Source organism: Endozoicomonas sp. ALC020, assembly GCF_049275935.1.
Taxonomy (GTDB): Bacteria; Pseudomonadota; Gammaproteobacteria; order Pseudomonadales; family Endozoicomonadaceae; genus Endozoicomonas_A.
Window position 1 is genome coordinate 4935305 of record NZ_CP184830.1, and the last position, 26036, is coordinate 4961340.

At 44.7% G+C, this 26036-nt stretch carries 3 protein-coding genes; all 3 read right to left on the minus strand.

Translation table 11 applies throughout. The annotated features are described in order from the left end of the window. Positions 1 to 217: 217 nt before the first annotated feature. A complete protein-coding gene (locus tag ACOJUO_RS18450; RefSeq protein WP_422137758.1) occupies positions 218 to 8539 on the minus strand; it encodes a hypothetical protein in 8322 nt (2773 codons plus the stop codon). A gap of 296 nt (positions 8540 to 8835) precedes the next feature. Further along, positions 8836 to 17025 carry a hypothetical protein gene (locus tag ACOJUO_RS18455; RefSeq protein ID WP_422137759.1) on the minus strand — a complete coding sequence of 2730 codons (8190 nt, stop codon included), beginning with the start codon at positions 17023 to 17025 and terminating at the stop codon, positions 8836 to 8838. Between the two features lie 633 nt (positions 17026 to 17658). After that, positions 17659 to 25989 carry a hypothetical protein gene (locus tag ACOJUO_RS18460; protein WP_422137760.1) on the minus strand — a complete coding sequence of 2777 codons (8331 nt, stop codon included), beginning with the start codon at positions 25987 to 25989 and terminating at the stop codon, positions 17659 to 17661. Positions 25990 to 26036: the final 47 nt, after the last annotated feature.

Here is a 26036-nt window from a genome sequence, read left to right on the forward strand (position 1 = left end):
GAAGTTTTGACAGTCTTCTGTGACAAACAAGCATAGAGTTGCCATAGATCCCAATTGATGATTATTAATTTATTAATCAGAGTTGACCCGTTAAACAACAGTTTTTATTTATTGAATTGTTCTGATCTCTATGGAGTCTGAGGAAAAATAGCAGTGGGTTCAGGATGTAGCAAGAGTGGCTTTGTAGCTGAGCGTAAACTGAACACATGCCTTCAATTTACTCATTTGGCCTTTCCAGTGCTCTTAACCAGCCAGGTGCTGAATGAAGTAATATTTTTTGTTGGTTTTTATATTGCTTTTGATGGAAGTCTGCTTTTTGTGTCTCTCCCAGAGCAAAAGCGGAAGTGGCCGAGATCCCGTGAAAAAAGGCCAACCAGGAAGCAAAATCGGTATTGTATTGTTTGAATGCAGTGTTCATGGCCTCCCGGTTATCATCGTACATAACCGTTAGGTCGGCGGTTGCCAGGAGTGTCAGGAAAGCTTTTTTCATTGATTCATTTTCTTCAATCTTCTTTGTCATTATTTCTTCCCAGAACAGCTGCCGTTCGTTGTCATAGCTGTTATCGAGGGTCTCGTAAGCCCATAAATAATAGTGAATCAGGGCTGATTTTGTACGATGTTTCTTCAAAAGAGCATTACTGATAGCCTCATACTTTGGGTGAGATTTTAGCCGGGGCAGATTAAAAACGAATTCATCCAAACCGGTTTCAGGTTGTGGTGTTTCATGTAGCAATTCAAACGACGTTGTATAGTCAAACCGACTTCGCTCATAGCTTGTGATATTCTCTGATAATTGATCAACATCAGAAGTTGTTGTCAGGGATGATATATCCGGCACCTCTGATTTACCCAATACAAAAGCTTTGACAAGGCTCAAATACTTTTTACTATTTTCTGGCCTGCTACTGCTTTTGATTTCGTTGTCCAGAGCAATACCATATTGTTTTGGTCTTTTTTTAATGGGGAAATGCCTTGTTTTCTCCAGTGGTTCCAGAAGTATTCTCTCAATGCTGTCAGGATTACTTATCTCGGGAAATAACGCTTCTTCAACTTCCGGGCCATGATTGCTGAATACAAATTGCAGGTTATGGATTACGGGGGTAATCAAAAAATGCTTTGCGATCAGTGCTGGCCAACCGGCCTGAGGGGTTTGCAGAAGATTAAACCGCTTGTCAGTAAAGAGTCTGATAGCTGCTTCAGCCGCAAAACGTACACCCAATCTAGAGCTTGTTAATAAGCTGGGCAAAATATCGTAAACAACTTTACCTGCTTCAACAAAGATCGTTTCCCCTGGTTTTTTGGTCGATGTGTATTGAATAACAGGGTTATTGGTGGAGTCTGTCCGCGAGGCTTCTGAAGTCTCATCCTGATAATACTGGAAGTGGTTTGACAGCCGCATAAACCCCAGTGATTCCAGATAACCACCATAAGGAAAGCCATGTTGACGTGCTCTTCCGAAATGATAAACAGCACTGGACAGGACGCTTGTGTGTCCGTTTAATACTACCCGCTGCAAGCCAGAACTTACTTGTGCCTCCAGAAGCGTCAATCCAGCCAAACAATGAAGCCAGCCTGACATCTGTACAGATTGAATATCCAATTTACCATCATATTCGTTTAACTGCTGTTTTAATTTCTGATAGCCAACTTTTCTGGCTTGCTCAATAGCAAGAATAAAAATACTTTCGTTTCCAGCTATGAATATTTCCAAGCTGTCATAGTTAAAGACAACCTGTTCCATGATTTTTGATTCAATACGACTTGCGACAGTATTTGCTGGCTTATACCATGTATAGTGCCTAAACCAATCGTGTAATGTTTGCCAACCAACTGAATCAATCTGGAGTTTTTTTGCCTTTTCTGCATTTCCACCAATGAGCGTGAGAATATACTCGTGAATCAGAAAAAAGGTGTTGTAATAATACGACATGGTATCGTGGACAGCTATTTCAGGAAGCAAATGAATTATTTTTGCCAGAAGTCGTAAGTCATGACCAAAATGAAAAATGGTCATGTTAGCCTGGGAAGAGAATGGAAGGGCCTTAAGATGATGGAGATCCGGCTCTTCTTCTGGTGATGGATTATACAAAAGCAGATAAAAAGCAAGTTCTATAATATCTGCCAGTGCCCGCCTCTCAGGATCAATATTTTTAGTGAGCTCGCTCTGAACCTGTCTCAGGAATGTGGTAACCTCCAAGCCTGAAGCATGGCCTAATATAGAAAAGTTAATGATCAATGTCGAAAAATCCAGGCTATGAAAATCCAACAGTTCCGTTCGGCCAGTAGCGATGTAAAGTGTCAATCTTAATTCTGCTTCCGCTGTCTCTACTGCTTCCAAATTCGCTGCCGCCAGCGCTTTTTCTGCAGCTATCACTTCCACTTTAGCTTTTGCTAACTCCGTATTTAACGTTAATACTCTCGCTTCTGTATTCGCTATCTCTAAGGCTACTGCTGCCGCTGTCGAAGCCTCTTTCGCTTCTGTATTCGCTACCTCTAAGGCAACTGCAGCCGCTCTCGAAGCCTCTCTCGCTTCTGCATTTGCTGTCTCCAGAGCTACTGCTGCTGCTTTCGAAGCATTTTTCGCTACTTCTAAAGCTTTCAGAGCTTCTTTCGTTGCGGCTAACAGTACTCCAGCCACTCCTGCTTTGCCTGACTCGGCTGCAGCCGATTTCTTTTCCGCTTTTTCATTCTGTTTGTTTGGCAGATGCTGGGTAATGGTATGTTTCTGGCCCATTCGACTCAAAACAACATCAACTGCGCCGTCAGAGCCTTTTACCGTTAGCTGATCCATAAATTCTCTGAGTATTCGTATGGAAGGTGTTACCCTGCCGAGAATATTGCTTTGCGGGCTTTTCAGGTAGGTGTTTGCATCAAAGGCCAGTTTCAGTTTGAAAGGCTTTGGAATCAGTATCAGCCACTTGAGTAATAGTCCGGCCATAACCTGTGGGATTGAGAGCGATTCTAATAAAATCTCAATAGACTGCGACACTCCGGAGAATGCAGAGTAATGGGCCTTCGCTATTGTATTAGTATTTCCTCCCATGCCATGCTCAAAAAACAGCAAGAGCAATGGGGCATAGGGGAAGAAATGTTTATCAGACAATCTAATAGTCTCTTTTATCTTTTTAGCGTTGAGTTTGACTTCAGGGGTAAAAGACAACTCAATGGTTTTTTCATCATCTGACATTTTGGCCCCCATCATGGCCAGTGCCTTCAGAAAATAGTAATAACCGATTCCCAGATTGTCTGTTAAATCGTTGCCATTTCTTACCAGAGCTTTTCTGAATGCAGTGATGTGAGCTTCTACCTGTTGTAAAAAATTCTCCGGGTTGCTCTGAATAAGTCTGAGTTCCTGAATAATATTGTTATCCAGTTGTACTAAATACCGGATATATAATTGTTCATTGTGCGATCCTGTTGATGGTCGGATGCCAGGCCTCAGGTCTTTTGGTTGCCTGGCTGCTTTTACGGTTCTTTTTGCTTTTTCAGAATGTGTACCCGTTCCAGACGTTAGTTGCGCCGGAGTGGCGGAAGCCGGAACCTCTTTGATTTGAATAAAGTCTCTTGCAAGCAGCAAAGAGCGGGCAAGCATCCAGTCTTTTATTAAATCGGGTCTGGACTTTTTAATCGCCTTATTACTTATTTGGTCATGATGCCCGTCAAATAGTTCCTTTTCACTCTTGCTGTCTTTGCTTAACGAAGCCTTGAGATAGCTTTCCCAAAAACCCATTTTCCAAAAGGCTATGAATCTGGGTTGATGATATTTGAGCAGTTGTCCGGTTTGCTCAGTATCCATGAATGCTTTCAGGTCAGTCATGGCCAGTACCTGTGGGAAATAAGATATATCCATGTGCTGAGGTTTTTTTTTCAAGGCTCCCTTAATTTGCAGGGCATTGAGGCTATACGACCAAAGTTCACTGTGAATCTGACTGGTTGCAGGCTCTTGTTTTTTCTCCAGTATCAGTATCAGCGACCCGATGGTTTGTTGCAGCTCCCGAGCCCCGGGACGCACTGCTTTCAGGGATGTTAATATCGAGGTGGTATCCGGTTCTCTCAGGGCATTGACAATGGCCTTTACCTCTCTGCCTCTGTCTGACAGGTCTGACTCTTTGGCTAACCCCTGCTCAATCCTGGTCAGGGTTATGGCGTCTGTATCCTGATAGAGCTGCTCCAGAAATCCACCCTTCAATAGACCTTCAACTTTTACCTGGTTGAAGCTTGTCGCTCTGGAAGCCATGCTGCGTAACAGTCGGCTGACAGGTTCCATCTGAGGCCAGCCTGCCGGATGTTGGTTGCGCAATTGCATCCCGATTAATAATTGGTAGGCAAGCGGTATACCGGCAATGGCTGCCGGTAGCAGTAGCTCGAAGGTTTTTTCGTAGATCTGCAATACTTCTGATTTTCCAGCTGGGAATTTCTGGTTCAGAATGAATAACGCCTGAACCAGTTGCGCATAAGGAAAGTGGTTCTCATAAGCCGCCTGTTCTAAGCTTTTGGCCGGGGTATGGGCCAGGTTGATGGTGATGACTGGCTGGTCTGTAGATGTATCAGCCGATGCTCCGGAACAGGCCAGTGTTTTCAGGGTTTTTGTTTTTCCGTCATGCAGTTGCTTTTGCAGTGTATTGGATTCTTTATCGGGCGCAGGATTTTCTGTCGGGGCTTCGCTTTCTGCAGAGGCTTTGCAATCTTGTGTCTTTGTTGCCCTGTTCAGCTCGTCCGCAAAGCTATGATCCATCTCCTTAAGCCAGTTTGATATTTCTACGGACTGAGACAAGGCCGTTTCGAAATCGACCGTATTCGAGATTGACTTTTGGGCTGGGGTGTTATTCTTTCTTTTATTTGAGCGTTCAGCAGGATCAGGTGCCATTGCCTCACTGTTATCAGCAACTACAGAGCGTTGATCATCAGGGCTTGCTTCTACTGTGATATCGTTTTTTTCTGGTACCGTGGCAATGTCGCTTATTTCTTGTTGTTTCTGTTTGTTCTCTTGGGAATCGAAAGAAGAATCTTTTGTTATCGCTTCTGTAGCTTCGACATAAGCAGCGGTAGAAACTGTTGCCTGTTCGTCAATATCACTATTGCTTTCCAGTGCCTTGTCAGGTTCGGGCTTGATATAAGGAAGCAGAAATTCCGGTAACCCGGATGCTTCTGAAGAACGGCTGAGCAGTGACTGTTGAATAATCGCCTGAACCTGTTGCTCAGTGTCACTCGCCAGCAAGATTTTTAATATATTTTGAGCATTTTGCCCCCTTTTCTTTGCATCAATGCCCGGGCAGGTTTGATCAAGTTGTGTGTCCTGAAGCAGTTTTTCAACCATAGCGGGCAGGCTTGGCATAAGTAGCCTGGAACTCTTGGCAAAAGGTTCTACACGGGTGAAATCGAAATACCCTTGAGGGCCGGCAGAAATATTGATCGATAAGATGCGCCATTTTTTGGTCTTGCAAGCGGCGAATCTTATCGTATTTTCTTTGCCGTTATCGGGAAAGCAATGGATCTTTAAAGTGTGCAGTAACCCTGTGCGCCGCAATTCTTTCGGGCTGGCTAAAGCTATGGTGTGAAAGTTGTTGCGTCTCACGGTAGTGCCAGGCAGGGCGCGTGTCAGCTTTTCCTCAAGGGAGGCCGAAATCTTTTCCAGACTTTGAATATTCTCAACTGCCAGATCAATATTATTGGTAGCAGGTACCTTGCCCAGTTCGGTGGGTTTAAACAATGACGAGAGATGTTGCCATCTGGCTAAACTCCCATAAACAAGAGCATCTTCAGTATCGGATATAATACTCTCGGCTTCTGCATAGGTTTTTCTAAAAACAGGTGCCAGCACCAGGAGTGCAGGAATCACATAGCGGATATCCTGTTTTTTTACTAAAAATACGCCCTCGGAATAATCTTTTACATGATTATCCAAAGACTGTATTTTGTCGTTTATTGCAGATGTGGAGAGATCAGGGGCTATAAAGGCGATATATTTACTGGCAGACTCTTCCCAGAAAAAAACCACTGCTCCAAGCAGGTTTTTGCTAACGTAAAATGTTCCATCAGGGTTCTCTGTATCGTCGAACGGGTAACAAACAAGGCGTAATTTATTGTAAAAACTGAGTAGGTTATGTCCGTGTTCTCCCTCTATGAATCTATCGGGTGCAGTAAACGCTTGTTTTAGCTGTTTGCTGGCCGATTTTATGGACGCCTCTTTTAGCTGATCGCTGGTAGATTTTATGGCGTTGCAATGAAGACTTTCCCGGCATAATAAAATGTCTTTTTGCCATTGTGGAAACAACTCCCACAAAGCATTTTCAAACTCACTGTCTTGCAGCCATTGGTTTTCCTCTTCGTTTAATTGGGATCGGATCAGGAAGTGAGTGAACCACAGGTTGCTGTCACTGTGATGAAACAGTCTTACAGCGTGATTCTCGTGAAACAGGAACGTATGACAATCTTCAAGCCCTTCCAGAGGTTGTTGAGGCATGTGATCATGTTTTATATCATGGCTATAACAGCGATATTTCTGACCGTCAGGAACGATGGCCAGTATAGAGTTTTGCAGGGCTTTTGATGCCAGCACCAGGTGTTGTTGGTTTTTTGGATCAAAACCCCGGAGCATCTGGTTATATAATGCTTCACTTTCACTGTCAGGTGGTTGGCATTGACGGGCCAGGGTTTCAAAATTTTCACTGGATGTGATATCGAGGTGCTCTGGAAGAAAATCCGAGCCATGGATTACTCTTCCAGGCCAAAGTCCGCAGTGTCTGTAAAAATGCAATAGATGTTTAAGCAAGGATGTTGAGTGCACTGCGTCTGCTGGTGTGACCGGATGGTTACCGCCCGATGGTGGCTCGTTGTCGTCAATATTGTTCCTGCCGTCAGGGCTCGCAGTTCGTCTACTTTTGTTGCCACTTTGTTCGGCTTTTTGTGCAGAGGGATTACTCGGGCAGGACTGAGATTCAGGCGGTCCATTATTTCCCTGGACACCAGAAGCAGTCATTATGCCTGATACAAACCCTGTAGAAGAGAGTGACATATCTGGCTGATGAGGGATGGCAGGAGGATTAAAGCCGTCGAACACGTTGCTTGTTTCGGGCACCAAAGCCAATGGGTTTCCGTTTGTTTGATGGCTAAAAAAAGGTGATACACGACCGGAAAAGTATGAGTGGACAGGGTGGCCCGGAAACTCACGGTTTAAATAGGTCAACACATTGTTCAGTAACTCAGGCCGCCGTTTAACAAACTGGTAAAGTGAACCAGGGTCGCTCAGAATCTGCTCCCTTACCAGGACACTGAGGCTTTTCGGGATGGGTGATATGAACCCTGAGAGAATTCCCCGCCATTGATAGAGATTAAAGGGCGTACTGGTCACCGTGCTCATAAGCAGGGCGGCCAGGTTAAGGTGCTCACTTTCTACCAGGGTGCCAATTTCAGGTCCGTCCCAACCGGCGTAGTGATCCTCGACATTATAAGGGGCATCAGCGAACCGCATCAGCAGCACCGGATCACCTGCTCCCCAGAAATGGTATTTCCGATGTCTGTCGTTGCGGGCGATGAATAAAGAAGATCTTGACCAGGCTGGACAGGTATCATTGCCAGGCGATACTTTTTCCAGTGCCCAGAGGTTAAAGTACTTCCCGTTCATGAGTGCCGGGCTGGGTTCTACCGCAGTCTCGGGAATACCCGGTTGGTAAAGCCAGCTTTGATCCGACCATTGATAAAGCCAGTGATTATTCTGGCAGGCGTGAATTTTTTCTTTGTCAGTTGTCTTGCTTTTATTGGGTTCTCCAAACAACTTATCGTGGGAAGAGAGGCAGTGAATAGCCTGATTGACCCGCTTGATATAGCCACTGTCCAAAGCGGTTTGCCCGTCAGTGCTGATGATGTCTTTTTTAGCCAGTTCGGGCAATAGCCAGGGTTTTGCGTGATTCAGCGGGAAGTCAATAAGAACGCTCTGACACTTTTTATGCTCTGTAAGCGGATTAGTCTGGCAGATAATGGCCTGCAGGCGATTCTGCTGACTTTCCCGCCAGGGGCGCAGGAAAAGGGTACTGGTATGGGTGTCGTTTAGTAGTTTCCAAAGCGACAGCCAGGCAGACAGAGAATCACCCTCGACGGCCTGAGTCTCTGACGATGATGTCGAGGGTGAAGCCGTAATCTGCCATACAGGATGATTTTCGATGCAAGTGGTTTGCACTGATAAGCGGCTTTTCAGCAAAGAGTGATCGATCATCACCGGATGAGGATTGCAATCGGGGGCATCACCAAAAGCCCGGGACAGTGAGGGGAAGCCGCGACTGAAAGAAGGGTAGGGTATGATTGAAGGCGGAAGCAGTTTTGCAAACAGGAACCCGGGCAGATGACTCAACCATTGATTCCTGAAAAAAAGGGACAGTTTTTTGGGGGTGCCAACGTCGTGTATTACGTGATAATGGTTACCCAGCTTGAGGTGAAAGTTATTGGCTTTAAATCCGGCGTAGAGACCCAAAAAGCGGATTTCTGGTGCCTTGTATCCGGGTTCACTCTGGTGGCCGGAGGCATGACCTGTTTGTACGTTCATTGCAATCATGAACAGCAGCGAAATAAAGAGAAGTTTTAACAGTCTTCTGTGACAAACGAGCATAGAGTTGCCATAGATCCCAACTGATGATTATTAATTTATTAATCAGAATTGACCTGTTAAACAACAGATTTTATTTATTGAATTGTTCTGATCTCTATGGAGCCTGAGGAAAAATAGCAGTGGGTTCAGGATGTAGCAAGAGTGGCTTTGTAGCTAAGCGTAAACTGAACACATGCCTTCAATTTACGGATTTGGTCTTCCTGCTATTCCTGCTGATTAGTTAATTAATGAAGTTACATGCCTTTTAGTTTTTCAAAAAGCTCGAAATGATAATCTGCCTTTTGCTTCTCGCCCAGAAATAAGGCGGAAGTGGCTGAGATCGAGTGTAAAAAGGCCAGCCAGCTAGAAAGATCTATATTGTATTGTTTGAATGCATTGATCATTGCCTCCCGGTTATCATCGTACATAACCGTTAGATCGGCGGTTGCCAGAAGTGCCAAGAAAGCTTTTTTCATTGGTTTATTTTCTTCGATTTTCTTTGTCATTATCTCACTCCAGAACAGATCCCTTTCGTTTTCAAGGCTATCATTGAGGGTCTCGTAAGCCCATAAATAATAATGAATCAGGGCTGACTTTTTACGATGCTTATTCAAAAGGGCATTCGTTATAGCCTCGTAATTTGGGTGAGATTCCAGCCTGGGGAGGTTATAAACGAATTCATCCAAACCGGTTTCAGGTTGTGGTGTTTCCTGTTGTTCTTTCAACAATGTTGTATAGTCGAACCGGCTTAGCTTATAGCTTGCAATACTCTCTGATAATTGATCACTGTCAGAAACTGTTGCCTCGTATGGTGTATCCAACAGATCTGATTTATTGAATAAAAAAGCTTTGACAAGGCTTAAATACTTTTTAATACTTTCTGGCCTGTCACCATTCTCGATTTCACTGTCCAGAAAAATACCATAATACTCTGGTCTTTCGCTAATGGATACCTGTCTTGTTTTATCTAGTGGTTTCAGAAGTATTCCCTCAATACTGTCTGGATCATTTGTCCTGGGAAATAGCGCATTTTCAGCTTCAGGACCGTCATTGCTGAACAGAAACTGGATGCGATAGTTTGCAGGGCAACTCAAAAGGTACTTTGTGAGCATTGTCGGCCAACCAGCCTGTGGGATATGCAGAAGGTTAAACCGTTTATCAGTAAAGATTCTGATGGCTGTTTCGGCCGAAAAACGTACACCAAGTAAAGAACTTGCCAGCAAACCGGGCAAAATTTCCGTAACAATCTTTCCCGCTTCAATAAAAATCTTCTCTCCTGGTCTTTTGGTCGATGTGTATTGAATAACAGGCTTATAGATTGAGTCTTTTTGCCAGGTATCTGATGTCTCGTTCTGATAATACTGGTAGTGGTTTGCTAGTCGCATAAATACCAGAGATTCCAGATAACCACCATAATGAAAGCCAATTTCACGTGCTTTCATAAAATGATTATGAGCACTGATCAGGACGCTTTTGCGATCGGTTAATATTATCTTCTGGTGATCAGAACTTACTTTTGCTTCCAGAAGTGTCAATCCAGCTAGACAATGAAGCCAGCCTGACATCTGTAAAGATTGATAATCCAATTTACCCTCGTATTGGTTTAACTGCTGTTTTAATTTCCGATAGCCAACTTTTCTGGCTTGCTCGGTAGCAAGAATAAAAATACTTTCGTCTCCATCCCAGAACTTTTTCACGCTGTCATTTTTAAAGACAACATAGTCCATGACTTTTGATTGCATATTATGGGAAGCAGTCTTGACCGGCTTATACCATACAGAGTTCTTCAACCCGGTGCCTAATATTTTCCAGCCCATTGAGTTAGCCTGGAGTTTTTTTGCCTTTTCTGCATTTACACCGATAAGAGTGAGAATATGCTGGTGAACCAGCAAAAGAATGTTATAAAACGAATGGCTATCTTCGGTAACCAGTTCGCGAGACAAACCAATTAATTTTGTCAAAAATTGTAAGTCATGACCAAAATGCATAGCGGTTAAGAGAGCCTGGTTATCGAAGGATTGGGTTTTAAGATGAGGGAGGGCCAGCTCTGCTTCTGGTGATGCACCAACCAGATGAAAAGCAAGCTCTATAACATCTGCCATTGCCCGATTTTCAGGTTCACTATCTTCAGAGAGATTCCTCTGGGCTTTTTTCAGGTATATGGGGAGCTCCGTGTCTAATTCAGGGCCAATTATAGAAAAGACAATGGTCAATATGGATAGGTCCAGGCAAATAAAATCAATCAATTCCGTTCGGTCAGTGGCGAAGTAAAGTATCAATCTTAATGCTGCTTCTGTTCTTTCTTCCGCCTCTAATACCGTTACCCTTAGCGTATCGTCTATCGCCTCCTCTACCGCTTCCTCTACCGCTTTCGCTTTCTCGTCCGTTAACACTTCTATTATCGTATTCGCTGCCGCTTTACCTGCGTCTACCAGCTTACCTATCGCCGTTACCACCTCTGTCGATATCTCCAACCCTGTAGCGTTCGACTTCGTTATTAGTGTCAGTTTCCTTGTTGCTTTCGTTAACGCCATCGCTTTCTCTTTTGCGGTCGCCTTCACTTTTACTATCTCGTTCGCTAACTCGTTCTCGTTCTCGTTCGCTACCGCTACCGCTACTGCTATGGCTACTTCTACTATGGCTTCTTCTGCCGCTTTCTTGGCCTCAATTGCTGCCACTGAGGCTGACTGAGACGATTCCCCTTGTTCATGCTGTTCGTTTAGCAGATACGCGGTATTTGTAAATAGCTGGCTCAATCGATTCAATACAACATCAACTGCACCACCAGGGCCTTTTACCGGAAGCTCCTCCAGAAATTCTCTCAGTATATGTATAGAAGGTGTTACCCTGCCTGGAATCTTGCTTTGCGGGTTTTTGAGGTAAGTGTCGGCATCAAAGGCCAGTTTCAGTGCGAAAGGCTTTGGAATCAGCACCAGCCATTTGAGTAATAGTCCGGCCAGAACCGGTGTATCTGCGCGCGATTCTAATAAAAACTCAATAGACTGTGATACCCCGGAGAATGCAGAGCAATAGGCCTGGATTACTTGATTAGGCTTTCTTCCCATGCCATGTTCAAAAAACAGAAAGAGCATCGAGGCATAAGGGAAGTTAAGATCTTTGGACACTAAAATAGACTCCCTTATCTTTATCGCGTTGAGTCTGGCTTCCGGGCTAAAGGACAGTTCAATAGTTTTGTTGTCATCTGACATTTTGGCCCCTATCATGGCCAGTGCCTTCAGAAAATAGTAATAACCTGTTCCCAGCTTGTTTGTTGAGTTATTGCTATTTTTTACCAGAGCCTTTCTGAATGCGGTAATGCGGTCTTCTACCTGTTGCAAAAATCTTTTCGGGTTTTCCTGCATAAATCTGACTTCCTGAATAATGTTGTTATCCAGCTGAAATAAATACTGGTTATGTAGTTGTTCATTGAATAGTCCTTTTGATGGTTGAATGCCTGGCTTCAGTTCTGTTGACTGTCTGGCTGCATTTACGGTTCTTTTTGCTTTTTCAGAGTTTGTAGCTGTTCCAGATGATAGCTGCGTTAAAGTGGATGGAGTGGGGGAAGCCTGAACCTTTTTGATTTGGATAAAATCTCTTGAAAGCAGAAAAGATCGGGCAAGAATCCAGTCTTTTATTAAATTGGATCTGGACTTTTTAATCGCTTTATTGCTTATTTTTTCATGATGCCGGTCAAATCTTTCCTTTTCTGTCTTGCTGTCTTTGCTTAACGAAGTTTTGAGATAGCTTTCCCAAAAACCCACTTTCCAAAAGGCTATGAATCTGGGTTGATGATTTTTGAGCAATTGTCCGGTGCGCTCAGTATCCATGAATGCCTTCAGGTCAGTCATGGCCAGCACATATGGGAAACACGATATATCAATGACCTGAGATTTTTTTTTCAAGGCTCCCTTGATTTGCAGGGCGTTGAGGCTGTACGACCAAAGTTCATTATGAATCTGACCGACTGCGGGTTCTTTTTTTTTCTCAAGTATCAGTATCAGTGACCCGATGGTTTGTTGCAGCTCCCGAGTCCTGGGATGAACTGCTTTCAGGGCTGTTAATATAGAGGGGGTATCCGGTTGTCTCAGGGCATTGACAATGTGCTTCACTTCTCTGCCTTTGTCTGAGAGTTCTGACTCTTTGGCTAAGCCCTGCTCAATCCTGGTCAGGGTGGTGACGTCTGTATCCTGATAGAGCTGCTCCAGAAATCCACCACTCAACAGGCCTTCAACCTTCACCTGATTGATGCTGGTTTGTCTGGAAGTCATGCTGCGTAACAGCCGGTTTACAGGTTCTATCTGGGGCCAGCCTGCCGGATGTTGGTTGTGTAATTGCATCGCGATTAATAATTGGTAGGCAAGCGGTATACCGGCAAGGGCCGCCGGTAACAGCAGCTCGAAAGCATTTTCATAGATCTGAAGTGCTTCCGGTTTTCCGGATGGGATTTTTTGGTTCAGAATGAACAACGCCTGAATCAGTTGTGCATAGGGAAAGTGGTTTTCATAAGCAGCCTGTTCTAACCCTGAGCGCTGCTGACTGTCCGGGGTATTTGCCATATTGATGGTGATGACCGGTTGCTCACCGGATGTATCTGCAGAAGCCCCTGAACAAGACAGTATTTGTAGGGTTTTTGTTTTTCCTTCCTTAAGTTGATTTTGCAGTGTATTGAATTCTATATCGGACGCAGGGTTTTCTTTAGAGGCTTCGTTTTCTTCAAAGCCTTCGCAATCTTGTGCCTTTGTTGCCCTATTCAGCTCATTCGGGAAGTTATAATCCATCTCCTTAAGCCAGTTTGATATTTCTATGGACTGAGACAATGCCGTTTCGAAATCGATCGTATCGGAAATTGACTTTTTGGCGGAGGTTTCGTTTTTTTTCTTTTTTGAATGTTCAGCCAGGACTGGTGCCACTGGCTTACTGTCATGAGCTACTGTAGAGTGTTCATCGCTCGCATCATTTTCTGTCTTATTCTCTACATTAATAGTGCTTTCCTGTTCGTTGTCAGGTTGTGGCTTGATATAAGGCATCAGAAATTCGGGTAACCTGGATGATTTTGAGTAGCTGCTGAACACTGACTGCTGAATAATCTCCTCAACCTGTCGTTGAGTGTCACTTGCGAGCAAGATCTTTAATACATTTTGAGCATTTTGCGCCTGTCGCTTTGTTGCATTACTACCCGGGTAAGTTTGATCAAGTTGCGTGTCCTGAAGTAGTTTTTCAACTATAGCGGGCAGGCTTGGCATAAGCAGTTTGGAACCCTTGGCAAAAGGTTCTACACGGATGAAATCGAAGTACCCGTCAGGACCGGCAGAAATATCGATTGATATGATTCGCCACTCTTTTGCTTTGCAACGGCTCAACCCCATGGCCTTTTCATTGTTTTTATCAGGATAGCCGTTGATCTTTACGGTATTCCTTAGCCGTCTGCGCTGCGATTTTTTTGGGTTTAAAACCATAGTGTGAATATTGCTGCGCCTAACGATGGTACCAGACAGAGCGCTTCTTAGTTTACTCTCTATAGACTCCGAAATGGTTTCCAGATTTTTGATATCCCTGACTGCCAATTCAATATCATTGGTAACAGGTATCTTGCCAATTTCGGTGGGTTTAACCACTGATGAAAGATGTTGCGACCTGGCTAAACCCCCATAAACAAGAGCATCTCCAGTATCGGATAAAACACTTTCGATTTCTGCATGGGTTTTTTTAAAAACAGGTGCGAGCACCAACAGTGCAGGAATTACATAGCGGATATCCTGTTTTTTTACTAAAAATGCGCCCTCGGAACAGGCTTTTAAATGATTATCCAAAGATTTCATTTTGTTGTTTATCGTTGATGCCGAGAGATCTGGAGCTATAAAGGCGATATAGTTACTGGCAGAGTTTTCCCAGAAAAAAATCACGGCTCCAAGCAGGTTTTTGCTAATGTAAAAAGTTTCATCGATAGTCTCTGTATCATCGAACAGGTAACAAACAAGGCGTAATTTATTGTAAAAACTGAGTAGGTTATGTCCGTGTTCTCCCTCTATGAATCTATCGGGTGCAGTAAACGCTTGTTTTAGCTGTTTGCTGGCCGATTTTATGGACGCCTCTTTTAGCTGATCGCTGGTAGATTTTATGGCGTTGCAATGAAGACTTTCCCGGCATAATAAAATGTCTTTTTGCCATTGTGGAAACAACTCCCACAAAGCATTTTCAAACTCACTGTCTTGCAGCCATTGGTTTTCCTCTTCGTTTAATTGGGATCGGATCAGGAAGTGAGTGAACCACAGGTTGCTGTCACTGTGATGAAACAGTCTTACAGCGTGATTCTCGTGAAACAGGAACGTATGACAATCTTCAAGCCCTTCCAGAGGTTGTTGAGGCATGTGATCATGTTTTATATCATGGCTATAACAGCGATATTTCTGACCGTCAGGAACGATGGCCAGTATAGAGTTTTGCAGGGCTTTTGATGCCAGCACCAGGTGTTGTTGGTTTTTTGGATCAAAACCCCGGAGCATCTGGTTATATAATGCTTCACTTTCACTGTCAGGTGGTTGGCATTGACGGGCCAGGGTTTCAAAATTTTCACTGGATGTGATATCGAGGTGCTCTGGAAGAAAATCCGAGCCATGGATTACTCTTCCAGGCCAAAGTCCGCAGTGTCTGTAAAAATGCAATAGATGTTTAAGCAAGGATGTTGAGTGCACTGCGTCTGCTGGTGTGACCGGATGGTTACCGCCCGGTGGTGGCTCGTTGTCGTCAATATTGTTCCTGCCGTCAGGGCTCGCAGTTCGTCTACTTTTGTTGCCACTTTGTTCGGCTTTTTGTGCAGAGGGATTACTCGGGCAGGACTGAGATTCAGGCGGTCCATTATTTCCCTGGACACCAGAAGCAGTCATTATGCCTGATACAAACCCTGTAGAAGAGAGTGACATATCTGGCTGATGAGGGATGGCAGGAGGATTAAAGCCGTCGAACACGTTGCTTTTTTCGGGCACCAAAGCCAATGGGTTTCCGTTTGTTTGATGGCTAAAAAAAGGTGATACACGACCGGAAAAGTATGAGTGGACAGGGTGGCCCGGAAACTCACGGTTTAAATAGGTCAACACATTGTTCAGTAACTCAGGCCGCCGTTTAACAAACTGGTAAAGTGAACCAGGGTCGCTCAGAATCTGCTCCCTTACCAGGGCACTGAGGCTTTTCGGGATGGGTGATGTGAACCCTGAGAGAATTCCCCGCCACTGATAGAGATTAAAGGGCGTATTGGTCACCGTGCTCATAAGCAGGGCAGCCAGGTTGAGATGCTCACTTTCTACCAGGGTGCCAATCTCTGGTCCATCCCAACCGGCGTAATGATCCTCGACATTATAAGGGGCATCAGCGAACCGCATCAGCAGCACCGGGTCACCTGCTCCCCAGAAATGGTATTTCCGATGTCTGTCGTTGCGGGCGATGAACAAAGAAGATCTCGACCAGGCCGGGTAGGTATCATTGCCGGGCGATACCTTTTCCAGTGCCCAGAGGTTAAAGTACTTCCCGGTCATGAGTGCCGGACCGGGGTTTATTGCAGTCTCGGGAATGCCAGGTTGATAAACCCAGTTTTGATCTGACCACTGATAAAGCCAGTGATTATTTTGGCAAGCGTGTATTTTTTCTTTGTCAGCTGGCTTGCTTTTATTGGATTCTCCAAACAACTTATCGTGGGAAGAGAGGCAGTGAATAGCCTGATTGACCCGCTTGATATAACTACTGTCCAAAGCGGTTTGCCCGTCAGCGCTGATACTGTCTTTTCCAGCCAGTTCGGGCAATAGCCAGGGTTTTGCGTGATTCAGCGGGAAATCAATAAGAACGCTCTGACACTTTTTATGCTCTGTAAGCGGATTGGTCTGGCAGATAATGGCCTGCAGGCGATTCTGCTGACTTTCTCGCCAGGGACGCAGGAAAAGGGTACTGGTATGGGTGTCGTTTAGCAGTTTCCAAAGCGACAGCCAGGCAGACAGAGAATCACCCTCGACGGCCTGAGTCTCTGACGATGATGTCGAGGGTGAGGCCGTAATCTGCCAGACAGGATGATTTTCGATACAAGTGGTTTGTATTGACAGTTGGCCTTTCAGCAAAGAGTGATCGATCATCACCGGATGAGGGTTGCAATCGGGGGCATCACCAAAAGCCCGGGACAGTGAGGGCAATCCGCGACTGAAAGAAGGGTAGGGTACGGTTGAAGGAGGAAGCAGCTTTGCTAACAGAAACCCGGGCAGATGACTCAACCATTGATTCTGGAAAAAAAGGGACAGCTTTTTGGGGCTGCCAACGTCGTGTATTACGTGATAATGGTTACCCAGCTTGAGGTGGAAGTTATTGGCTTTAAATCCGGCGTAGAGACCCAAAAAGCGGATTTCTGGTGCCTTGTACCCGGGTTCATTCTGGTGGCCGGAGGTATGACCTGATTGTACGTTCATTTCAATTATGAATAGCAGGGCAATTAAGAGAAGTTTTAACAGTCTTCTGTGACAAACAAGCATAGAATTGCCGTAGATCCCATTTGATAATTATTAATTTGTCAATCAGAGTTGACCTGTTAAATAACAGTTTTTATTAATACTGATTGAATGAATTGTTCTGGTCTCTATGGAGACTGAGGAAAAATAGCAGTGGGTTCATGATGTAGCAAGAATGGTCCCGCGTTCGGTTTGGCTGCTGGTTTCGAATCTTGTGATAACGTTTTTATGTTGCTGCTGAAGGTAGCGGCTCTGTTTCCGGAGGTGAGGCTGGCAATTTCGGGTTAAAGCAGCCGACTCAATAATTATACGACAAAAATCTATTTGCTAAATTGATATACGTTGAGAATCGTACGTCAGTTTGTTTCATGTTCATTGATGAATTCTTTTGGGCTGTCGAAGTTGAAATGAGTGGCAACCGTAGGGTGCCTAACACTAATATTTTTCAGAAGGTTTTCATCCTTTAAGGCGTTTATAGCTTTGGTGACAACAACAGGCGAATAGCTTCAGCCAATTAAACTGAGTTGGAACGCAGAGGGATGGAAAAAGTTGGTATTCAGATAGATGAGAATAAGGGGGCTGTTACTTAATGACTTAATATTCTGTCAAGGCTCTAAAATACTCGAGATAATGGTGATCTTTCTTTAGGTCGTCTCCCAGAAAAGAGGCGATTTCAGCCGATATACAGTGAAATAAAGACAACCAGGAATTAAGATCTTTTTTGTATTTTTTAAATGCGGTGCACATAGCCTCCCGGTTATCATCGTACATAGCCGTTAGATCAGCGGTTGCAAGAAGTGCGAAAAAAGCCTTTTTTATTGGTTCATTTTCTTCAATCTTCTGTGTCATTATCCTATTCCAGAACGAATACCGTTCGTTGTTACGACTATCATTGAGGATCTCGTAAGCCCATAAATAATAGTGAATCAGGGCTGACTTTGTGCGATGTTTTTTCAAAAGAGCATTACTGATAGCCTCGTAATTTGGGTGAGACTCCAGTCTGGGCAGGTTATAAACGAATTCATCCAAACCGGTTTCAGGTTGTGGTGTTTCCTGTAGTTCTTCCAACAATGCTGTATAGTCAAGTCGGCGTAGCTTATAGCTTGCAGTACTCTCTGATAATTGATCACTATCAGAAACTGTTGCCGGTGTTTCCAGCAGATCTGATTTATCTAATAAAAAAGCTTTGACAAGGATTAAATACTTTTTAATACTTTCTGGCCTGTCGCCATTTTCGATTTCACTGTCCAGCCAAATACCATATTGTTCTGGTCTTTTTTCAGTGGCAAATTGCCTGGTTCTCTCCATTGGTTCCAGAAGTATTCTTTCAATACTGTCAGGATCACTTATCCTTGGAAATAACGCTTCTTCAACTTCAGTGACATCATTGTTGAAGACAAACTGTAAGCTATGGTTTACGGGGAGAATTAAAAAGTGCTTTGCGATCAGTGTCGGCCAACCAGCTTGAGGCATATGCAGAAGATTAAACCGTTCATTAGTAAAGATTCTGATGGCTGCTTCAACGGCAAAACGTACACCATATAGAGAGCTTGATAATAGCCCGGGCAGGATGTCCGTGACAATTTTACCCGCGTCTATAAAGATCTTATCCCCTGGTTTTTTGATCGATGCGTATTGAATAACAGGCTTATTGGTCAGATCTCTTTGCCAGGCTTCTGATGTCTCGTTCTGGTAATACTGGTAGTTGTCTAGCCGCATGTCCACCAGTGATTTCAGATAACCTCCATAGGGGAAGCCGAGATGACGTGCTTTTGCGAAATGCTCATGAGCAATGGTCAGTACTCTTTTGCGACCGGTCAATATTACCCGCTGGTCATCAGAACTTGTTTGTGCCTTCAGAAGCGTCAATCCAGCCAGGCAATGAAGCCAGCCTGACATCGCTGTAGATTGAGAATCCACTTTTCCCTCATATTGGTTTAACTGCTGTTTTAATTTTTGATAGCCAATTTTTCTGGCTTGCTCAATAGCAACAAGAAAAGTATTTTCGTCTCCATCTGTGAAATTTTTTACGCTGTCGCTGTTAAAGACAACATGGTCTATGACTTTTGATTGCATATTATGTGCAACAGCCTTGACTGGCTTATGCCATACATAGTTCCTAAAACATGTATGTAGTGTTTGCCAACCATCTGAGTCAACCTGAAGTTTTTTTGCCTTTTCTGCATTTCCACCGATAAGCTCGAGAATATACTGGTGAACCAGCAAAAGAATGTTGTAAATATACAATTTGGTATCTTGGGTAACCAGTTCGCGAGAAAAACCGATTAATTTTGTCAGAAGTTGTAAGTTATGACCGAAATGCATTGCGGTTAAAAGGGCCTGGGCATTGAAGGGTTGGGCTTTAAGACAAGAAAGGGTCGGCTTTGTTTCTGATGATACACTAACCAGATGAAAAGCAAGTTCTATAATATCTGCCATCATCTGATCATCAAAATTAGTCTCTTTAGAGAGCTGCCTATGAGCCTTTTTCAGGTACTCGAAGAGTCCCGAGTGTGATTCAGAGCCAATTATAGAAAAAACAATGGTCAATGTGGATAAATCCAGGTAAACAAAATCAATCAATTCCGTTCGACCAGTAGCGAAGTACAGTACCAATCTTAATGTTGCTGCTCTACTCTCTGCCGTTTCCTTTACTGCTACCTTGACCGCCTCGTTTACCGTTTCGTCTATCGTTTCCTTAATTGCTTTCGCTTTCGCTTCCTTTAACCTTTCCAGAACCGTGATCGCTGCCGCTTTACCTGTCTCTGCCGCTTTATCTAACGCTGCCACTACCGCTGTCGTTTTATCTAACGCTGTCGCGTTCGAGTTCGTTTCTGCTGTCACTTTCTCTGTCGCTTCCGCCAAGGCTATCGCTTTCGCTTTGACGTTTGCTTTCGATTCCGCTATTGCTTCCGCTAACACTATAGCGTTTTCTGTTGAGTTCGAGTTCGAACACGAGCACGAGCTCGAGCACAAGTGCGAGTTTGCTTCTGCTATCGCTACCTCTATGGCTAATTCAGCTATGGCATCTGCTGCACTTGTCGTAGCCGCTTCTGCTGACACGGACTCAGTCGCTTCCGCTTGTTCATGCTGTACGTTTTGCAGATGCCGGGTATTGGTAAATTGCTGACCCATTCGATTCAAAACAACATCAACTGCGCCATCAGAGCCTTTTACCGGAAGCTGCTCCAGAAACTCTCTGAGTAAACGAATGGAAGGTGTTACCCTGCCCGGAATATTGACTTGCGGGTTTTTCAGGTAAGTCTCTGCATCAAAGGCCAGTTTCAGTTCGAAAGTCTTTGGAATCAGTATCAGCCACTTGAGTAACAGTCCGGACAGAACCGGTGCATATGTTTGCAATTCTAATAAAATCTCAATGGACTGTGACACCCCGGAGAATGCAGAGTAGAGGGCCTGCTTTGGTGTTTTAAGCTTTTCTTCCATACCATGTTCAAAAAACAGAGAGAGCATTGGAGCATAGGGGAAGTAATACTCTTTAGAGATTAAAATAGACTCTTTTATCTTTTTCGCGTTAAGTTTGACTCCCGGTCCAAAGGACAACTCAATAGTTTTGTTGTCATCTGACATTTTGGCCCCTATCAAGGCCAGTGCCTTCAAAAAGTGGTAATAACCTATTCCCAGCGTGTTTGTTGAATCATTGCCATTTTGTACCTGAGCTACTCTGAATGCTGTGATGTGCTCTTCTACCTGTTGCAAAAATAATTTCGGGCTTTTCTGCATAAATCTGACTTCCTGAATAATATTGTTATCCAGTTGAAGTAAATACCCGGTATGTACTTGTTCATTGTGTGGTCCTGTTGATGGTCGGATAACAGGCTTCATTTTTTTTGACTGCCTGGCCGCATTTACGGTTCTTTTTGCTTTTTCAGAATGTGTACCTGTTTTAGACGTTAGCTGCGCCGGAGTGGGGCAGGCAGGAGCCTCTTTGATTTGAATAAAGTCTCTTGAAAGCAGCAAAGAGCGGGCAAGAATCCAGTCTTCTATTAAATCGAGTCTGGACTTTTTAATCGCCTTGTTATTTATTTGGTTATGATGCTCGTCAAATATTTCCCTTTCAGTCTTGCTGTCTTTGCTTAACGAAGCCTTGAGATAGCTTTCCCAAAAACCCATTTTCCAAAAGGCTATGAATCTGGGTTGATGATATTTGAGCAGTTGTCCGGTTTGCTCAGTATCCATGAAGGCTTTCAGGTCAGTCATGGCCAGTACCTGTGGGAAATAAGATATATCCATGTGCTGAGGTTTTTTTTTCGAGGCGCCCTTAATTTGCAGGGCGTTGAGACTGTACGACCAAAGTTCGCTGTGAATCTGACCGACTGCGGGTTCTTTTTTTCTCTCCAGTATCAGTATCAGTGAGCCGATGGTTTGTTGTAGCTCCCGAGCCCTGGGTCGAACTGTTTTCAGGGCTGTTAATATGGACGCAGTATTCGGTTCTCTCAGGGCACTGACAATGTGCTTCACGTCTCTGCCTCTGTCTGAGAGGTCTGACTCTTTGGCTAACCCCTGCTCAATCCTGGTCAGGGTAATGGCGTCTGTATCCTGATAGAGCTGCTCTAGAAATCCACCGCTCAACAGGCCTTCAACCTTTATCCGGGTTAAGCTTGTCGCTCTGGAAGCCATGCTGCGTAACAGCCGGTTGACAGGTTCCAGCTGGGGCCAGCCTGCCGGATGTTGGTTGCGCAATTGCATTCCGATTAATAATTGGTAGGCAAGCGGTATACCGGCAATGGCTGACGGTAACAGTAGCTCGAAAGCCTTCTCATAGATCTGCAGTATTTCTGATTTTCCAGCAGGGCATTTCTGGTTCAGAATGAACAACGCCTGAACCAGTTGCGCATAGGGGAAGTGGTTCTCATAAGCGGCCTGTTCTAGGCCTTTGCGCTGCTGACTGCCCGGGGTATGGGCCAGATCGATGGTGATGACCGGTTGGTCTGTGGATGTATCGGCAGATGCTCCGGAACAGGCCAGTGTTTTCAGGGTTTTTGTTTTTCCGTCCTGCAGTTGTTTTTGCAGTGTATCGAATTCTGTATCGGGCGCAGGGTTTTCTGCAGGGGCTTTGCAATCTTGTGTCTTTGTTGTCCTGTTCAGCTCGTCCGCAAAGCGATGATCCATCTCCTTAAGCCAGTTTGATATTTCTACGGACTGAGATAAGGCTGTTTCGAAATTGATCGTATTCGAGATTGACTTTTGGGCTGCGGTTTTATTCTTTCCTTTATTTGAGTGCTCAGCAGTATCAGGTGCCACTGCCTCGCTAATATGAGCAACTGTAGAGCGTTGATCATCAGGGCTTGCTTCTACTGTGATATCGTTTTTTTCAGGCACAGTGGCAATGTCGCTTATTTCTTGTTGTTTCTGTTCCTTCTTATGGGAATTGAAAGAAGAATCTTTTGTTATCGCCTCTGCACCTTCGGCATAATTAGCAGTAGAAACTGTTGCATGTTCGTCAATATCACTATTGCTTTCCAGTGCCTTGTCAGGTTCGGGCTTGATATAAGGAAGCAGAAATTCCGGTAACCCGGATGATTCTGAAGATCGGCTGAGCAGTGACTGTTGAATAATCGCCTGAACCTGTTGCTCAGTGTCACTCGCGAGCAAGATTTTTAATGCATTTTGAGCATTATGCATCCGTCGATTTGCATTAATACACGGGTAGGTTTGATCAGGTTGCGTGTCCTGAAGCAGTTTTTTAACCATAGCGGGCAGGCTTGGCATAAGCAGTTTGGAACCTCTGGTAAAAGGTTCTACACGGGTGAAATCGAAATAGCCTTCAGGACCAGCAGAAATATCGATCGAGAAGATTCGCCATTTTTTTGCCTTGCAAGTGACGAACCCCATTGCCTTTTCATTGTTTTTACAGGGAGTGCAGCTGATCTTTACGTTATGCAGTAGCCGACTGTGCTGCAATTCTTTGGGGTTAGCTAAAATCATAGTATGAATGTAGCTGCGTGTTACGACGGTGCCAGCCAGTGCGCTGCTTAGCTGTTTCTCTAAAGAGGCCGAAATGGTTTCCAGACTTTTGATATTATCGACTGCCAAATTAATATTATTGGTAACAGGTAACTTGCCAAGTTCGGTAGGGCCAACCAATGACGAAAGATGTTGCCATCGTGCCAAACCACCATAAACAAGAACATCTCCAATATCGGATATAACTCTATCGACTTCTGTATAGGTTTTTCTAAAAACAGGTGCGAGCACCAATAGTGCAGGAATTACGTAGCGGATATCCTGTTTTTTTACTAAAAATGCGCTCTCGTAATAAGCTTTTACATGAATATCCAAAGATTGCATTTCGTTGTTTATTGCTGATGTGGAGAGATCAGGTGCTAAAAAAGCGATATATTTACTGGCAGATTCTTCCCAGAAGAAAATCACCGCGCCAAGCACGTTTCTACTAATGTAAAACGTTCCATCGGGTTTCTCTGTAGCGTCGAACGGGTAACAAACCAAACCTAATTTATTATAAAACCTGAACAGGTTCTGTCCCTGTTTTCCCCGCAGGAATTTATCGGGTGCAGTAAATGCCTGTTTTAGCACTTGGCTGGCAGATTTTATGGACGTCTCTTTTGGCTGTTCGCTGGTAGATTTTATGGCGTTGCACTGAAGACTTTCCCGGCATAACAAAATGTCTTTTTGCCATTGTGGAAACAGTTCCCATAATGCATTCTCAAAATCACTGTCTTGCAGCCATTCGTTTTCCTGCTTATTCAAGCAGGAGCTGATCAGGAAGTGGGTGAACCACAGGTTGTTGTCACTGAGATGAGACAGTTTTACAGCGTGATTTTCGTGAAACAGAAACGTAACGACATCTTCAAACTTGTCCAGTTGTTGAGGCGTACGATCATGGTAGTTGTGGGAGTGATATCCCTGACCATCAGAAACAAAAATCCGTATAGAGTTTTCCAGTGCTTTTGATGCCAGAATCATGTGTCGTTGATTATTCGGGTCAAAACGCCAGAACATCTGATTATATAATGTTTCACTATCGCAATCGGGTATTTGGCATTGATGGAACAGGGTTTCAAATTTTTTATTGGATGTGATACCAAGCTGTTCCGGAAGAAAATCCGATATATCGCCTATTTTTTCAGGCCGGAGTCCAGCGCACCCGTAGAAATACAATAGATGGTTAAGCAAGGATTCTGATGTTACTGCGTCTGCCAGTGTGACCGGGTGGCTGCCGTCCGGTGGTGGCGGCTCATTATCGTCAATATTATTCCTGCCGTCAGGGCTCGCAGTTCGTCTACTTTTGTTGCCACTTTGTTCGGCTTTTTGTGCAGAGGGATTACTCGGGCAGGACTGAGATTCAGGCGGTCCATTATTTCCCTGGACACCAGAAGCAGTCATTATGCCTGATACAAACCCTGTAGAAGAGAGTGACATATCTGGCTGATGAGGGATGGCAGGAGGATTAAAGCCGTCGAACACGTTGCTTGTTTCGGGCACCAAAGCCAATGGGTTTCCGTTTGTTTGATGGCTAAAAAAAGGTGATACACGACCGGAAAAGTATGAGTGGACAGGGTGGCCCGGAAACTCACGGTTTAAATAGGTCAACACATTGTTCAGTAACTCAGGCCGCCGTTTAACAAACTGGTAAAGTGAACCAGGGTCGCTCAGAATCTGCTCCCTTACCAGGGCACTGAGGCTTTTCGGGATGGGTGATGTGAACCCTGAGAGAATTCCCCGCCACTGATAGAGATTAAAGGGCGTATTGGTCACCGTGCTCATAAGCAGGGCAGCCAGGTTGAGATGCTCACTTTCTACCAGGGTGCCAACCTCTGGTCCATCCCAACCGGCGTAATGATCCTCGACATTATAAGGGGCATCAGCGAACCGCATCAGCAGCACCGGGTCACCTGCTCCCCAGAAATGGTATTTCCGATGTCTGTCGTTGCGGGCGATGAACAAAGAAGATCTCGACCAGGCCGGGTAGGTATCATTGCCGGGCGATACCTTTTCCAGTGCCCAGAGGTTAAAGTACTTCCCGGTCATGAGTGCCGGGCCGGGGTTTATTGCAGTCTCGGGAATGCCAGGTTGATAAACCCAGTTTTGATCTGACCACTGATAAAGCCAGTGATTATTTTGGCAAGCATGCATTTTTTCTTTGTCAGCTGGCTTGCTTTTATTGGGTTCTCCAAACAACTTATCGTGGGAAGCGAGGCAATCAATAGCCTGATTGACCGGCTTAATATAACTACTGTCCAAAGCGGTTTGCCCGTCAGCGCTGATATTGTCTTTTCCAGCCAGTTCGGGCAATAGCCAGGGTTTTGCGTGATTCAGCGGGAAATCAATAAGAACGCTCTGACACTTTTTATGCTCTGTAAGCGGATTGGTCTGGCAGATAATGGCCTGCAGGCGATTCTGCTGACTTTCTCGCCAGGGACGCAGGAAAAGGGTACTGGTATGTGTGTCGTTTAGCAGTTTCCAAAGCGACAGCCAGGCAGACAGAGAATCACCCTCGACGGCCTGAGTCTCTGACGATGATGTTGAGGGTGAGGCCGTAATCTGCCAGACAGGATGATTTTCGATACAAGCAGTTTGTACTGACAGTCGGCCTTTCAGCAAAGAGTGATCGATCATCACGGGATGAGGGTTGCAATCGGGGGCATCACCAAAAGCCCGGGACAGTGAGGGGAAGCCGCGACTGAAAGAAGGGTAGGGTACGGTTGAAGGCGGAAGCAGTTTTGCTAACAGAAACCCGGGCAGCTGACTCAACCATTGATGCCTGAAAAAAAGGGACAGCTTTTTGGGGGTGCCAACGTCGTGTAATACGTGATAATGATTACCCAGCTTGAGGTGAAAGTTATTGGCCTTAAATCCGGCGTAGAGATCCCAAAATCTGATTTCTGGTGCGCTGTACCCGGGTCCATTCTGGTGGCCGGAGGCATGACCTGATTGTACGTTCATTTCAATTATGAACAGCAGAGCAATTAAGAGAAGTTTTAACAGTCTTC

Coding starts and splice junctions, on each gene's coding strand:
- ACOJUO_RS18450 (WP_422137758.1), bottom strand. CDS start 8,539: ATGAACGTACAAACAGGTCATGCCTCCGGCCACCAGAGTGAACCCGGA.
- ACOJUO_RS18455 (WP_422137759.1), bottom strand. CDS start 17,025: ATGAACGTACAATCAGGTCATACCTCCGGCCACCAGAATGAACCCGGG.
- ACOJUO_RS18460 (WP_422137760.1), bottom strand. CDS start 25,989: ATGAACGTACAATCAGGTCATGCCTCCGGCCACCAGAATGGACCCGGG.